Raw genomic sequence first — 15,678 nt, 5'->3', positions numbered from 1 at the left:
AACGGACCTACCCATTGTCAATACTACTGATTTGCCCTGCAATCTGAGATTTATTAGAAAAAAATTCCACAATACTGGATAATACTCAAAAGTATTTCCAGATACTGTTTCGTTACACTAGTCATAGTAATATTTTAATATCTTGTTCACGATATTTTTTTACATTTAGGCAAGAAATTGCATATTCAGACAACTGATAATTGCACCCGATCAACTGTTAACGACGATTGAGCAACTTTAATGCACGCGCTGAAAGAAGAATTTATCGAGGATAATGGGTCATTTGATGAAATGCCTACACCTCACCGTGGTGAGCCTAGCCAAACAGAGCAATTGGAAACCTTATCATCGGCCTTTGCTCATATTTCCCAACGCATCACGACCTTGGCGGTTAATATCGCCGACACGTCCGGAACGGTTGGTGATGTGACAGGTAAACTGACGGACCAGGTTGCCTCTTTAACGCAGTTGCTAGATTCTGTTGAAGCGCTTGAAGGCCGAAACCAAACCATCAGTACTGTGGCAAACGAAACGATTGAACGTGCCAGCCATGTTCATGAGGGATTGGCGACAGCTACAAATGCCATTGAACATATTTTCACGGTTGCTTCAGACGATATTAAACGTATGTCCGCATCGACAACTGAAACGATTGAAGCTTTCGGGGACATTAAGTCTGAGCTTACCCAGGTTCATAATTACTCTGAATCAATCCAAAAAATCTCGACCCAAACACGCATGCTAGCGATAAACGCTGGTGTCATGGCAGCCCATGCAGGTAGTGCCGGTAAGGGCTTTGGTGTCGTTGCTGAATCTGTCAGCGAATTGTCAGATGAAACCGCAGCCGTATCAGCAAATATCATCAAACGTTTGGGTCATCTTGAAAAAACAATTGGCCGATTGCTTGAGCACAGTCAGAAAAGTTATGACGTTGCAACAGAAGCTTTGGGACGTGCTGAAAGCACAAATGAGGAATTCAGGAAATTCCGTGAATTTGGCGAAGAGGTTGATAATTTAGTCACCTCTGTTTCCAACATGGCAGACCCGCTGGCAGCAAATAATGAGGCATGTGTGCGCGTTCTCAATGATCTACGTATCATTGATAAATCATCGAATGAGAACTTTGATCAACTGAAGGCAACATCTGGCAAGTTTGATGACTTGGTATCCTTTACCGAAGATATGGTGCTTTTGCTCGAAGAAAGCGGCATTGAAACAGATGATACACCGATTATCCAGGATTGTATTGAAAACGCTAAAATTGTTGCAAAAATCTTTGAAGATGCAATCGCCTCTGGTCGTTTGACGATGGAAGACTTGTTTGATGAGACATATGTCAAAATCGCCGGTACAAATCCTGAGCAGGTCATGACACGATTTACCGAGTTTACAGATGCAAATTTGGTTGAATTGCAAGAAGCATTTAAGAACGATCACGAGCGCGTTGCATTCTGCGCTGCAGTTGACCGTAATGGTTACCTGCCAACCCACAACCTGATTTACTCTCAGCCGCAAAGCGATGATCCTACCTGGAATGCTGGCAATTGTCGCAATCGTCGGATTTTTAATGACCGTACTGGTCTGGCAGCTGGGCAAAACACCAATCCATTTGTAATGCAGACATATCGTCGTGATATGGGTGGTGGCAACTTTGTTATGATGAAGGACTTGTCTGCACCAATTTTTGTCCATGGCAAGCATTGGGGCGGCTTAAGAGCCGGAGTTAGCGTTAGCTAACATTTAGACCAATTTGTACGAACAATCCCTTTGCGGAATTCCGCAGAGGGATTTTTTGTTTCATCGTCTCAATATTTCTCCAGACTTTACAAGTCCCGTTGTTATATGTTGATTATCCCATTGAGAGGCAAAGCTTGGGAAGAAAACATATTGAACATTCAAAAACCAAGAATTGATAGCAAGGAACCTGATCCTTCTTTGCAGGATCAAGACGCGCTGAATTTGGCACGTCCACAACGCAAACGCGTGACGGTTATCTTGATCGTTGTGACCATTGCATTGATTGTATCTTTGTTTTTTGCAGCAACGTCTTATTTTCGATCAGAAGAAACCACCGAAGCTGCCAATCGCCTGTCACTGTATACTCGATCACTCAATGACACGCTCGAGCGGTTTCAGTATCTACCATTTGTGCTTTCCAAAGACCCTTTGGTGGTTTCTGGTGTATCATCTTTAACCGATGGTGTTGTTCCCCCTGCCCTTAACATTCGTCTTGCAGAATTTGCCAATGTCTCAAATCTTGAGGCGATATATCTGATGAATTTACGCGGCAGTGTTATTGCATCTTCGAATTATAATTTACCGCAAAGCTTCATGGGCCAGAACTATGCTTTCCGACCCTATTTTCAAAATGCCTTAAGTGGCAATCGCGGTGAGTTTTTCGGTGTCGGGGCAACAACTGGGCGACCGGGTTACTTTGTGTCTGAACCAGTGTTCGACAATGGGAAGATTATCGGTGTCATCGCAATTAAAATTGATATGAGCGAGTTGCAATTGCTTTGGGAGCAAGGAGGTGAAAATGTCTTTGTATCAAATGGCGATGGAATTGTGGTGCTTTCCTCAAACCCGACTTGGCTTTATCGGACTTTGCAACCTTTATCCAGCGATGAAGTTGCGCAAATTGCTAACAATCGGCAGTTCATTGGCAAAGATTTGGTCAGCCTTGATTGGGCTAGGCAAGGCGAAGATGTCGCCCGACTTGATGGTGGCGACTTCGTGTATGCTCAGCAACCGATAAATCGCTTGGATTGGACCGTCCACTATCTTTTAAGCGAAACTCGGATATACGAGCGCACAGTGCTAACAACCGTTATTTTTGGTAGTGTTTTGGCGGTATTTTTAGTCTTTGCCACCTTCATGCGCTCTGCACGTATCCGCAGCGCGCTATCCATCTCACAATCAGATCGGGCTCAACTGTTAAAAACCAATCACGAATTAAAGACCGCACAAGAACAACTATCCCGGACAAGTAAATTAGCAGCCCTTGGACAATTATCAGCATCTGTCACGCATGAATTAGGCCAACCCATTTCAGCTCTACGGAACCATCTGACGGCAGCCGAGATCAGCGGTGAATTAAAGCCCGGTAACACGCTTGAGAAATTTACCCGGGTGATTGACCGTATGGACAACATCACCAAACAATTGCGCTTTTTTACGCGCCCGATTTCAACCGAAATCAATGAGGATCAACAACAAAACATTGACCTGCAAGACGTGATTAGAGGCGCACTTGATTTGGTGGAGCACACACTGCATTCAGCCGGGGTTAAGGCCATATTTAACCCACTTGATAGAGGTGTCTATACTCTTGGCAACCGATTGCGGCTTGAACAGGTTATTGTAAACCTTATGACCAATAGCATTACTGCGATGGAGGATAGTTCTGAAAAGAAACTCGAAATCTCAATCCGCACGCATGAAAAACTCGTCGATATCATTGTTCAAGATAATGGTAGTGGATTTGGGGATCGGGACATTGCAAAATTACAAGAACCCTTCCACACAACCCGCGCATCGGGCGATGGCATGGGTTTGGGATTATCTATTGCTACGGAAATTATCCGTGAACACAATGGTATGATTTCAGCGCGAAATCTGGAAAAAGGCGGTGCGGAGTTTATCATTTCATTACCGCTTTTGAACACACAAAACTTTGACAAGGCAGATCATGAGTAACCCAACCAAAATACTTGTCATTGATGATGATCGCGAGATGCGAGACTCGCTAAAACACCTTTTGGAAAGCGCTCATTTTGAAGTGCATACATTATCCCGCGCTGAGCAGGTCATACCTCAATTGGAAAATGGTGCATTTGATGTGATTTTATCCGATGTACGTATGCCAGGAATGACAGGTGTTGAGCTGTTACAAAATCTAAAATCAGCACCTAATCCGTTTTCTCATATTCCGCTGGTGTTAATGTCCGCTCATGGCGATATTCAAATGGCAGTCGAAGCCATACAGTCCGGAGCATATAGTTTTTTAGAAAAGCCTTTTGATCCGCGACGTTTAATCAGATTGCTGGAAAATGCCGCCCGCATGAACCAGCTCACGCAAAACGAAGCGCGACTTAAAGCAAGATTATCCGATTTATCAGGATTGGATCGCATTTTAATCGGCCAAACACCGCAAATATCAGCATTGCGAGAAGATATTCTTGATTTGGCTGATAGCGACGTCAATGTGATGATTTTGGGTGAAACGGGTACAGGCAAAGAACTGGTCGCTAGAGCTTTGCATGATCTGGGAGCGCGCGCACCTGCTCCTTTTGTGGCGATCAATTGCGCTGCCATTCCACTCAATCAATTTGAAGAAACACTGTTTGGCAACGCCAATGGCTCAACCGGCTATTTGCAACAAGCCGATGGTGGAACATTATTCATCGATGAATTGGGAGCCATCCCACCCGAAGTACAAGCAAAATTATTACGCGTGTTTGATAAAAAGGAGTTTACGCCTGTTGGGTCAGCACAGATCAAACAATCAGATTTTCGTATAATTTCGGCTGGTAATGAGGCTTTTGAGAGCCAAATTGCTGATAAAGAGTTTCGCGAAGATCTCTATTTCAGGCTAAATTCTGTGGTTTTAAAACTCCCCGCGTTACGTGAACGGCGTGATGACATTGCTCTTTTATACGCGCATTTTGCTTCTCTATTTGCTCAAACTTATGAAATTGAAGCACCGACTGCCAATTCCGATGATATCGCAGCACTGCTGGCCCACGATTGGCCAGGCAATGTGCGCGAATTGCGCAGTGTTGCTGAAAGGCGCGTTTTAGCTGCACGTCGAGGTGTAGGATCCGTTGCCAGCGCACTTTCACGTGAAAATGTTCAGGAAGACATTCCAGATACGTTGCGCCAGGCGGTTGCGGCATTTGAACGTCAACTCATCGCCAAGGCGCTTGCCACACATAAAGGACGGATGGATGCCGTAGCAGAAAGCCTTGGAATTGGACGCCGAACGCTGAATGAAAAAATCGTCAAACTTGGTTTAAACAAAGACGATGTTTTAAATAATGAGTGACATTGGTTTCTTCCCTGCGGAAATCCGCAGGGCAATGGGATGCTTTCAGGCAGTTTTCTTCATTGCGAATCCTCATCAAGTTCTTTTTATTGCCAGCTAAGAACATTCAGGAGGAGAGACTTGAATGTTCCATATATGCTTTCATCGGCATTAAATTGGAGGAATATGATGAAAACTATTACAGCTCTAGCTGCTGGTGCAATTTTTGCGCTTTCAACAAATCTATCATTTGCAGAATCAAAAGACTATGTTTTGAACACAGCTTCAACGGGCGGTACATACCACCCAGTTGGCACAGCGATTTCAACATTGTCCAAAGTGAAACTGCTTCCAAAACAAAAATTCAGCCTTACAGCTGTGAACTCAGCGGGTTCTGGCGCGAACGTTCAAGCACTTGGTGCTGGCACAGCTGATTTTGCTATTTTGCAGGGTCTGTTTGGTTCATATGCGGTAACTGGCACAGGCCCAGTGACTGAGCCACAAACAAATCTTCGCTCAGTGACCATGCTTTGGCAGAACGTTGAGCAGTTTGTTGTTGCAGCTGATAAAGCAACCACAGGCACTGTAGACGATCTTAAAGCTCTTAAAGGCATGGCCATGGGTATGGGTCGTCAAAACTCAGGTACAATTGGCTCAAACAAAGTTCTACTTTCAGGTCTTGGCCTAGATATCGACAGCGACTTTGAGCTTGTTTATGCAGGTTACGGCCCAACAGCTGATGCATTAGCAAACGGCCAAGCGGTTGGTGCAGGTATCCCAGCGGGTCCACCAACAGGCGCGATTACAAAATTGATGGCTTCTAACGAAGGCAAGTTCTCAATTCTAAACGTAACCGACGAGCAGCTTGATGCGATGGATGGTGGCAGAAACCTTTGGGTTCCTTACACAATCTCAGCGGGCACATATCCTGGTCAAGCAGCAGACATCAACACAATTGCGCAGCCAAACTTCTTGGCAGTGAATGCAAGTGTGGATGAAGAGCATGTCTATCTTTTGACAAAAACAATGTATGAAAACCTAGGTTTCTTGCAAGCTATTCACCCAGCTACAAAAGCAATGGCTGTTGAAAAAGCAATGGCAGGTCTTCCTGCTCCGCTACACCCAGGTGCAGCCAAATATTACAAAGAAATGGGCTTGGAAATTCCAGCCAATCTAATGGCTCAGTAATCTTCACGGATTGAGTTTCATAAATTTGGGCAGCTTGGTATTCTGAGCTGCCCTTTTTATTATAAAATTAAAAAATAAAACTTGGAAAGCAAGTCCTATGGCTGAGGCAATCAACACATCCAGTCCCACCGAAGAGGCACATATTGCCGATCGATATTCTTGGCTCACTCTCGAAGGTGCTAAAAAAAGCAAAACCGCAACTGTCGTTGCTTCTTTTGCCGTACTATTTGGTATCTGGCACATTCTCACAAATGTGTGGTTTGTCGAACCAGGCATGTGGCAAAATGCGATCCATTTCGCGGGCTTTGCGTTTCTTGCCAGCGTCTTTCACAGCCCCTTTGGCGACAAAGCTGGGCAGAAATATGCGCTCTTATTTGACCTCGCTTATGGATTGATTGTTGCGGCGGCTGCGCTTTGGATAGCAGGTTCAGAGGACGGCATGTATGAGCGCACGCTCGCTGTGACTGGACAAGCCTGGCAATTTAGACTGATTGACTGGACAGCTGGTTTCATTCTTGTCTTTGCAGGTATTGACCTTGCACGCCGGGTCTCAGGCTGGGTTATCCCGGTACTGGTAATTATTTCGCTTTCTTATATTTTGTTCCTCGGCTCGCACCTCCCAGGCGTGTTCCGTGCTGCATCGCTTCCGCTTAATGATGTGATGTTTAGAACGCTTTTCAATGACGAAGGCATGTTCGGAATTTTGGCCAGCATCTCGTCCACAAACATCACACTCTTTATGATTTTTGGCGGTTTTTTGGTGGCATCTGGTGCCAGTGACTTCGTGATCGAATTATCAAAACTTGTGGCAGGGCGGATTAGAGGCGGTGCAGCATTTGTTGCGGTGATTTCCTCAGCGCTTACAGGCACGATTTCAGGTTCAGCCATTGCGAATACGGCTTCAACAGGCGTGATCACCATTCCATTGATGAAATCTAATGGCTTCCGTGCAAAATTTGCGGGTGGTGTTGAAGCAGCGGCTTCCACGGGCGGTCAACTTATGCCACCAATTATGGGTGCAGGTGCCTTTGTGATGGCAAGTTATACATCCATTCCTTATTCCACGATTGTGGCGGTATCAGTCGTGCCAGCCTTTTTATATTTCTTGTCGGTTGCCTTTATCGTGCGCATTGAAGCTGTGAAATATAATGTCGGCGATGAGATCGACATGACCATTGATTATGGCAAGCTCATCTCCGGCGGTTTGACCTTTATAATACCGCTCACGGTGATGATTACGCTGCTCTTATCAGGCGTGACGCCAAGTTACGCGGCCTCGTGGGCAATTGGTGCTTTGGTGCTCGTATCATGGGGTACATGGGTCGTGTCTAAGATCATCAATCATGCAAAGTTCAAACCAATCTTGATGGATCACAAGCTAATCACGCAAGCCTTTATGATCGGTATTAAATCTTCGATCATGACCGGTATCTTGTTGGTGGTCATTGGTATTATGAACAATGCAATTGTCACTTCCGGCGTCGGTAATGGCTTCTCATTGATGATTGCGCAATGGTCGCAAGGCTCGCTTGTGATTGCGATCCTCTTGATCGCACTTGCTTCCCTTGTATTGGGCATGGGACTGCCGGTGACAGCGGCTTACATCATTCTTGCAATTTTAACCGCCCCTGCCCTTGCTGGCATTATGGCAGACGGCTTGATCATTGAACAATTGGTCGAGGGTATTACGGATCCAGCCAAAATAGCAATGTTTGCCTTGGTAGATAGTCCTCATATTGCCAATATTGCAACGGGTTTAACTCGCGCAGATGCTGCAGAGTTGATGAGCACAATGCCGTTTGAAATAGCGATTACGTTGAGACCTTTACTCATAGAACCCGAAGTCCAGACCGTGTTTTTGCTCACAGCGCATTTGATCATCTTCTGGCTAAGCCAAGATAGTAATGTGACACCACCTGTATGCTTGGCAGCCTTTGCAGCTGCTGGGATTGCAGGCTCGAAACCCATGGCGACCGGATTTGAATCCTGGAAGATCGCTAAGGGTCTTTATATCGTACCGCTAATGTTTGCATACACACCGCTGATTTCCGGTAACTTTATTGAGGTGATGCAGATCGGGATATTTGCGCTATTTGGTATTTATGCCTTTAATGCCTTGATCCAAAATTACGCTGAAGGCCCACTAAAAATCTGGTTCATTCCGGTTCTTATCTTAGGGGCAGTTGGCGCATTTTGGCCGCTAAATCTGATGGCCAATATCGGTGGCGCTATCCTTGTGATTGGTGTGATTATGATGTCAAAGCGTCATGGTTCTGAGGATATGAAGGGCGAAGCAGTCGCACAAAGCTAATTCGCGCAATTGTTTCAAATTTCGCATCAATTTGTGTCGAATTAGCTATCTTGCGCCGATTAATCCCTCCAATTATGTTCAATATCAAGACGAACGTAATTGGAGCGAGATTATGGATATCAAACGCGAAGATACAGATACCAAAGGCCGTTATGTTTTTAAACAAGACGGAAGCGATGCGCATGCTGAGCTAACATTTTCAAAAGTTGGCAAGAGCATGATCATTATTGATCACACAGAAGTTCCGGAAGCATTTCGTGGCACAGGTGCTGGGTTGAAACTCGTCGAACGCGCTGTTGAAGATGCACGCGACATGGGCATTAAAATCATGCCACTTTGTCCTTTTGCTGCGGCTCAATATAAACGTCACCCAGAATGGGCAGATACCCTTAAACAAAAGGGAGTGCCATCCTCATGAGCTGGAACCCAAGTTTAGAGCCGCATTGCCCAACAGCCCAAGATGCTGATGCCATTGAAACACTGATTGTGCCACGTTCACGCGATATTGGTGCCTTTGAAGTGCGAAGAGCTCTCCCCGCAGCCGGGCGGCGTATGGTCGGGCCATTTGTGTTTTTTGACCAAATGGGACCGGCAGAGTTCCTCACCAATGAGGGGATCGATGTTCGTCCGCATCCGCATATTGGTTTAGCGACGGTCACCTATTTGTTTGATGGCGAATTTCAGCACCGTGATAGCCTTGGCACCAATCAAATGATTTATCCTGGCGAGGTTAATTGGATGGTTGCGGGTAATGGTGTTACCCATTCAGAACGCACCAGCGAAGATACTCGCAAAGGAAAATCAATCCTCTTTGGTATTCAAACATGGGTCGCGCTGCCTGAAAAGCATGAGGATGATGATGCAAGCTTTGAGCATCAACCGGAAACTGCCCTTCCATTTTTGGAAGGTGAAGGCAAAGAAGTGCGTCTTATCCTTGGCAATGCGTATGGTGAAAAAGCGCCGGTGACGACTTTTTCAGAGATGTTTTATGCCGATGCAGTATTAGAGGCTCATGCAAAACTGCCAATGCCTGATAATCACGAGGATCGAGGCGTTTATATCGTCCAAGGTTCGATTAAAGTTGCCGGGCAAGAATTTCAAAGCGGGCAAATGATGGTATTCCGCCCAGGTGACAATATGACATTGGAAGCAGGCCCTTTGGGTGCACGGCTCATATTGCTAGGTGGCGAAACGTTAAATGGCCCTCGCCATATCTGGTGGAATTTTGTATCATCATCGAAAGAAAAGATTGAAGCTGCGAAACAAGCTTGGATTGAAGGTGATTGGAACCATGGGCGATTTAAACTTCCCCCGGGTGATGATCAGGAGTTCATTCCGATTGTTGAAAAATAGAAATGAGCATCTATGACGATTATTCTTGAAGAAACCGGCAACAATAAAGGCCGTTATGTGAAGAAAATAGGCGATGGTTCAGAAGCTCAATTGACCTTTATAAATGCTGGTGAAAACATAATGGTCATTGATCATGTGGGTGTACCGCCACAATTTCGTGGTGGTGGTATCGCGGCCCAACTCGTGCAACATGCAGCCCATGAAGCACGGGCTGCGGGCAAGAAAATCACGCCCATTTGCCCCTATGCCGCCGTGTGGTTCAAACGCCATCCTGAATGGAGCGATCTGCTAACGTAAATTACGGATGCATCTTTGCTCCCTTGGTGATCTTATCGACAATCTTTTTGTCAGCTCGCATCGCGATACCAACCAACTTCAAATCTTCTGTTGGGCATTCCGAAATAGTCGCCCGATTGGCGGCATCATGCCCGGTTACAAACATCTCTTCGACATAAATTCCTATATCCACTCCTCGACCCAGCGCGCGATTGTGAATTTTGGCCATGCCGTTTGCGTCCGTTGTTAAAACAATGATGGGCTGGATGATGAGTGAGCTATAACTTTGCCCGCTACCATCTTGATATCGTTCACCCACCAGATCAGGGTTTTGCCCGACCAAACCACCAGATAAAAACGCTGTGACATTTAGCTTCTGCCATGACATGAGATCTTCACGCACAATGATCGCGATCTTGGTATCGAACATATTTGATATTCCATTCTAATTATTCAGTAATTCATTCTTTCCTTAGAATATTATTTGGTTTATCAATTTTCAAACGAATGATTTACGGAAAAATTTATATATGTCTGAACTTGACCGAATTGATCTGCGCATTTTGACACTTTTGTCGAATAATGCTCGGATCAGCAATAAAGAGATCGCCGCTGATGTGAATTTAGCGCCCTCAAGCGTACATGAGCGCGTGAAGCGGCTGTATGAAAGTGGTGTGTTGCAAGGCAGTTACTCTGATATTGATCTTGATAAGATTGGCCTGCCGATTAAAGCACTCTTATTCATTCAATTGGCGGAGCATCGCAAAAGCGACTTGGAAGAATTCTTAAATCGGCTGCTTGATATTGCAGAAGTTAAAGGCGGTTGGATGGTGACCGGAAAGTTTGATGCAATTGTGGAAATTGTTGCGCGCGATACGAATCATGTGCATCGCGTGGTGATTGAAAAGTTTTCATCTCGCGAAGAAATTCAGCGCATAGAAACATCAATCATTTTTGAGCGTGTAATCCAGCGAGATATGACCAAGACACTCAACTTAGTATAAAATACCTAAAACGCCGGCAAGCTCCCAATTGCCGGCGCCCTAGTGCGGTGACAGCTAGACTTTATCCAGCATCTCCGCGATATGATCCTTTAGCATGAGGCGTTGTTTTCGAAGGCTGGTTTCGTGAATTTCAGACGCTGCTTCAACGCCTGTTTCGATGCGATGTATCTCACGGTTCACGTCATGATACATTTCTGCCAATTTTACGAAATGCGCATTATTCATTTTTAGATCATGCAATTGCTCAGTATGATCTGGAAATTCTTCGGCCAACTCATGCGGTGTGTGTGACATTTGTATTCCCCAAATTGTTTATTGTATTCAATAAGTTATTCATCAGCGTTTTTGGTCTGGATGTAATGTTTTGCCCAAAATGTGTTGCGAACGGCCAATGACGTCACTGCTGGACCCGACAATTAGCGGGTCGGGTTTTCCAACGATTTTCTCGTTTTTGTTGGGATAAGGAATGGATGCCAAAAAGTGTTTCATACAGTTTAGGCGGGCGCGTTTTTTGTCGTTAGATTTAACAACCGTCCATGGCGCATCTGCAGTGTCTGTGTAAAAGAACATTGCTTCCTTTGCTTCAGTATAATCATCCCACTTATCTAATGACAGGCGATCAATGGGTGATAGCTTCCAAGCTTTAAGCGGCTCCAACTCGCGCGATTTAAATCGGCGCATTTGCTCATCTTGTGTGACCGAAAACCAATATTTGAAAAGCAAGATGCCCGAGCGCGTGAGCATACGTTCAAAATCTGGTGCCTGGCGCATAAATTCAAGATACTCATTTGGCGAGCAGAAATTCATCACCCGCTCCACGCCACCGCGATTATACCAAGACCTATCAAACAGAACCATTTCACCTGCAGCTGGCAAATGCTGGACATAGCGTTGAAAATACCACTGTGATTTTTCTCGTTCAGAAGGTTTATCAAGTGCGATGACGCGTGCGCCACGTGGGTTTAGGTGCTCCATAAAACGTTTGATCGTGCCGCCTTTTCCGGCAGCGTCGCGACCTTCAAACAACAACACGACTTTTTGCCCAGATGATTTGATCCAATCCTGGGCCTTTAACAGCTCAACCTGCAGCTCAGCTTTTTTACGCTCATAGACCAGTTTTTTCATCTTGCGCGCATAGGGATATTCGCCGTTTTCAAAGATCCGTCGGATATCATCGGCAGTGCGCGGTTTCTCACCATGGTGCGGGTGAGAACCTATTGGCGTACCGATTTGCTCATCTTGTTGCGCGGTATCTTTGTCATCAACCAATTGGGTCAGATTATCTAACTGTTCGACCATTTTTATCCCCTTCAGCTGCTGTTTTGATGAGTTTACCGCTGCCTCTGCTTCCTTTCTTTGATCCAGATCAATTTTTATCGATGGTTTTTATCCGATACTTAGCCAAGCGTTGCGATGAGGAGACCGCCTCGCTGATTTATAAAGCGCGAGAAATTTGAGGAGATATTGATGACAACGAACCAGAACTCCCAGCCTTTGAGCATGCTACAGGCACTTAAAGTCAAACAAGCAACGTTAGACGACATTAAGGCCGCATTATCGGCTGGTCTAAAAGACTTTGCTCGCAGACCCCTTTTATCCATGTTTTTCGGTTTTGTTTATGCAGCCTTTGGCATCATACTCGTGCTTGGCTTTATGGTGTTTGACAGCATCTGGATGACGCTGCCAGCAGCGGTTGGTTTTCCGCTTGTTGCTCCTTTCGTTGCCGTGGGTCTTTATGAAATGTCGCGGCGAATGAAAAAGGGAGAAGACTTTACCTGGAAAGACATATTTTTGGTGATCTTCAAACAGCAGCAGCGCGAATTTGGCTGGATGTCTTTTGTGGTGCTCTTTGTTTTCTGGATCTGGATTTATCAGGCACGGCTATTACTGGCACTATTTCTGCAATGGCAGAGCTTTTCGTCGCTTGATAACTTTATCGATGTCATCACCACCACACAAAATGGGATTTTATTTATTACTATTGGCACACTTGTGGGCGCGGTTCTTGCAACGGTCTTGTTCAGTCTGACGGTTATCTCTATGCCACTTTTGTTGGACAAAGAAATCGACTTTATCTCAGCCATGATTTTGAGTGTGAAAACAGTTCATACAAGCCCAATCGTTATGTTGTTTTGGGGCGCATGTATCGCAGTATTGGTTTTTGTTGCGCTGGCACCTGTCTTTATTGGCATCATTTTCGTCTTGCCAATATTAGGTCATGTGACATGGCACTTATATGAGCGTGTCATCGATGACAGTGCGCTCAGAGCACCTCAAAACTAACCAGCTTTAAGCCAAACCTTATTGTCATGGAAAGCAACGCCACCAAAGGGCGCAATGCTGTTTGCGCTTGTAAGGGTGTTAATCCCCTCACCGTTCACAAAACTAGAATTGGGCCACAAACCTTCCTGAATGAGCACACCGCGGCGAACACCATCAAAGAAGCGCGTATGGACAGAAACTTCACCGCGATCATTACCAATGGTGACCAAATCGCCTTCACTGATATTCAAATCGCCCGCATCATCAGGATGTATCAAAATTTCGGGTCGTCCACCCTCTTGCTTAATTGAACTCGGCGTTTCAGCAAAGGTCGAATTTAAAAATGCCCGTGCCGGTGATGTCGCGAAACGAAATTTATGTTCATTATCAACAATTTCAGGCGAAGCTAAATGATCAGGAAATTCTGGAAGGAGATCGATATCCCCCATGCGACCAAGACGTTTTGGCGGCAGATTGATGGTTTCCGTTTCTTTCCAATTCGGCTTGAAGTGGAACTTGCCATCCTCATGCGCAAAGCCATTTAAGAAATGCGACGTTTCAAAATCAGGTTGCTCATCAATCCATTTTTTTGCAGCGAATTCATCATAATTGCCATAACCAGAATCTGCCAAAATACGATCAAGGTGCTGGCGCGCTGTCATATTGAAATCTTCGCGATCTCCAAGCCCCAAGCGTTTTGCCAAGCCATCAATCACGTAAAGATTTTCGCGCGGACCACCCAGTTCGTTTGTTGGGCCATCAACGGCCTTGGGACCTAAAATAACATGCTGATGCCCGCCGCCTTTATAAATATCATCATGCTCTAAGAACATTGTTGCGGGCAACACCACATCAGCAAGCTTTGCTGTATCAGTCATGAATTGCTCGTGAACTGCGGTGAAGAGATCTTCACGCATAAAGCCTTCACGCACCCGCCGTTGTTCAGGTGCAATATTAACCGGATTTGTGTTTTGAATAAGCATGGCGTGCACTTGCGGCCCGCCTAAAAGCGCGTCAGCATCACCGGTTAAAACGCGTCCAATCTTGGACTGATCCATAACGCGGGCATCTTCATCCAACATTTTGGTTCCGGTAACATAGGATGCATCGAGCGATGAAATTTCCGCATTATTGTGGAACGCTCCGCCGCCTTCATGTTGCCATGCGCCCAGCACAGTTGCGATTGAAAGCGCAGCATGCATGTTTACCGCACCATTTTGCTGGCGTGCGAAACCATAACCAAGACGCAAATAGGTGCGCTTTGTATTGCCCATAAGTTTTGCTAGGTCTTCAATTTCTTCAACCGGAAGACCCGTTATTTTCGAAGCCCATTGCGGTGTTTTTGTGCGCAGATGAGCTTCCAATCCCTTTGGATCATCACTGAACTCATTCAGATAGTCCCAATCTGCTAATCCATCACGAAACAAAATATGCATGATGGCACAAGCCAAAGCGCCATCGCTTCCTGGTTTTAAGATCACCTTATGATCGGCTTGCTTCATCGTCGGGTTATCGTAAATGTCGATCACAACAATTTTGGTGCCGCGGGCTTTTCGCGCTTTAGAAGCGTGTGTCCAGACATTGATCTGAGTGGAGACCGGATTTGTGCCCCAAATTACGATGCAATCTGATTTGGCCATTTCACGCGGATCAACACCGCGCACAGCTCCTGTGCCCATAGCAAACCCAGTCCAAGCCGGAGTGATGCAGACAGTGCCATGCATGGACGAATAGCGCTTGGCATAGGTTAAACGACGGATTGAATTGATTTGCACAATGCCCATCGTACCAGCGTAATAGTACGGCCAAATGCTCTCGGCACCATGGCGTTGTTCGGTTTGGATAAATTTTTCAGCAATCAGATCTAACGCATCTTCAAAATCGACTTCGTGCCAATCTCCGCCACCCTTTTCACCTTTTCGGATCAATGGCTTGAGCAAACGGTCTGGGTGATACATACGTTCGGAATATCGCGCAACTTTGGCGCAAATGACACCCGCGGTATAGGAATTATCGGCCGATCCGCGTAATCTGCCGATTTTGCCATCCTCAGTGATTTCCACATCAAGCGCACATGTTGAAGGGCAATCATGCGGGCAGGCAGAATGCAATATTTTGGCTTGGTTTTTGACAATACTGACATTCATGGCATCAATTCCTCTTTTGGCCGCGATTCCCTCTTATGACAATCACTTCATTAGTGTATAGAAGATTTTCAAAACCAATAGCCAAAATTTTAGATATAGAAATCAATTAATTTT

The 15,678-nt window shown here is 45.5% G+C and carries 14 protein-coding genes; 10 read left to right on the top strand and 4 right to left on the bottom strand.

Annotated features, from left to right (window positions below; genetic code table 11):
- The first annotated feature begins 240 nt into the window (after positions 1-240).
- The 8 genes from ACZ1GZ_RS08145 to ACZ1GZ_RS08110 all read left to right on the top strand — a co-directional run bounded on the left by ACZ1GZ_RS08145 (position 241) and on the right by ACZ1GZ_RS08110 (position 10,172).
- Positions 241-1,737 carry a methyl-accepting chemotaxis protein gene (locus ACZ1GZ_RS08145; RefSeq protein WP_472668006.1) on the top strand — a complete coding sequence of 499 codons (1,497 nt, stop codon included), beginning with the start codon at positions 241-243 and terminating at the stop codon, positions 1,735-1,737.
- A gap of 150 nt (positions 1,738-1,887) precedes the next feature.
- Positions 1,888-3,696 carry a sensor histidine kinase gene (locus ACZ1GZ_RS08140; protein ID WP_472668005.1) on the top strand — a complete coding sequence of 603 codons (1,809 nt, stop codon included), beginning with the start codon at positions 1,888-1,890 and terminating at the stop codon, positions 3,694-3,696.
- Positions 3,689-5,044: a sigma-54-dependent transcriptional regulator gene (locus ACZ1GZ_RS08135; protein WP_472668004.1), complete on the top strand. Its 1,356-nt coding sequence runs from the start codon at positions 3,689-3,691 to the stop codon at positions 5,042-5,044. The genes ACZ1GZ_RS08140 and ACZ1GZ_RS08135 overlap by 8 nt, the downstream gene beginning before the upstream one ends.
- Before the next feature lie 168 nt (positions 5,045-5,212).
- Positions 5,213-6,211, top strand: a complete 999-nt coding sequence (locus tag ACZ1GZ_RS08130; RefSeq protein ID WP_472668003.1) for a TAXI family TRAP transporter solute-binding subunit — start codon at positions 5,213-5,215, stop codon at positions 6,209-6,211.
- Between the two features lie 97 nt (positions 6,212-6,308).
- Positions 6,309-8,522: a TRAP transporter permease gene (locus ACZ1GZ_RS08125; protein ID WP_472668002.1), complete on the top strand. Its 2,214-nt coding sequence runs from the start codon at positions 6,309-6,311 to the stop codon at positions 8,520-8,522.
- 112 nt (positions 8,523-8,634) lie between these two features.
- The gene (locus tag ACZ1GZ_RS08120; RefSeq protein ID WP_472668001.1) at positions 8,635-8,940 is read left to right on the top strand and encodes a GNAT family N-acetyltransferase; all 306 of its coding nucleotides are present in this window, start codon (positions 8,635-8,637) and stop codon (positions 8,938-8,940) included.
- Positions 8,937-9,875: a pirin family protein gene (locus tag ACZ1GZ_RS08115; protein ID WP_472668000.1), complete on the top strand. Its 939-nt coding sequence runs from the start codon at positions 8,937-8,939 to the stop codon at positions 9,873-9,875. Before ACZ1GZ_RS08120 ends, ACZ1GZ_RS08115 begins: the two co-directional genes overlap by 4 nt.
- A 12-nt stretch (positions 9,876-9,887) precedes the next feature.
- Positions 9,888-10,172 carry a GNAT family N-acetyltransferase gene (locus ACZ1GZ_RS08110; protein WP_472667999.1) on the top strand — a complete coding sequence of 95 codons (285 nt, stop codon included), beginning with the start codon at positions 9,888-9,890 and terminating at the stop codon, positions 10,170-10,172.
- Position 10,173: 1 nt separating this feature from the next.
- Here ACZ1GZ_RS08110 and ACZ1GZ_RS08105 read toward each other — a convergent pair whose 3' ends face one another.
- Complete coding sequence (locus ACZ1GZ_RS08105; protein WP_472667998.1) at positions 10,174-10,581, bottom strand: DUF2000 family protein; 408 nt, start codon at positions 10,579-10,581, stop codon at positions 10,174-10,176.
- Between the two features lie 100 nt (positions 10,582-10,681).
- Here ACZ1GZ_RS08105 and ACZ1GZ_RS08100 point away from each other — a divergent pair, with 100 nt between their 5' ends.
- Positions 10,682-11,155: an Lrp/AsnC family transcriptional regulator gene (locus ACZ1GZ_RS08100; RefSeq protein WP_472667997.1), complete on the top strand. Its 474-nt coding sequence runs from the start codon at positions 10,682-10,684 to the stop codon at positions 11,153-11,155.
- A 54-nt stretch (positions 11,156-11,209) separates the two neighbouring features.
- Here ACZ1GZ_RS08100 and ACZ1GZ_RS08095 read toward each other — a convergent pair whose 3' ends face one another.
- Together ACZ1GZ_RS08095 and ppk2 are read right to left on the bottom strand one after the other, a co-directional pair.
- Positions 11,210-11,449 (bottom strand): YdcH family protein, encoded by a 240-nt coding sequence (locus ACZ1GZ_RS08095; protein ID WP_472667996.1) that lies wholly within the window; start codon positions 11,447-11,449, stop codon positions 11,210-11,212.
- A gap of 42 nt (positions 11,450-11,491) precedes the next feature.
- The gene (gene ppk2 / locus ACZ1GZ_RS08090; RefSeq protein WP_472667995.1) at positions 11,492-12,454 is read right to left on the bottom strand and encodes a polyphosphate kinase 2; all 963 of its coding nucleotides are present in this window, start codon (positions 12,452-12,454) and stop codon (positions 11,492-11,494) included.
- 168 nt (positions 12,455-12,622) lie between these two features.
- Between ppk2 and ACZ1GZ_RS08085 the strand changes: the two genes are divergently transcribed.
- A complete protein-coding gene (locus ACZ1GZ_RS08085; RefSeq protein ID WP_472667994.1) occupies positions 12,623-13,438 on the top strand; it encodes a DUF2189 domain-containing protein in 816 nt (271 codons plus the stop codon).
- Here the strand turns inward: ACZ1GZ_RS08085 and ACZ1GZ_RS08080 are convergent.
- On the bottom strand, positions 13,435-15,564 hold the full coding sequence (locus ACZ1GZ_RS08080) for a molybdopterin-containing oxidoreductase family protein (protein WP_472667993.1): 2,130 nt from the start codon (positions 15,562-15,564) through the stop codon (positions 13,435-13,437). The two genes, ACZ1GZ_RS08085 and ACZ1GZ_RS08080, sit on opposite strands and share 4 nt — an antisense overlap.
- Positions 15,565-15,678: the final 114 nt, after the last annotated feature.

It is taken from the genome of Lentilitoribacter sp. JB5-8, assembly GCF_055693385.1.
This window is presented reverse-complemented; position numbering and strand designations above follow the sequence as displayed.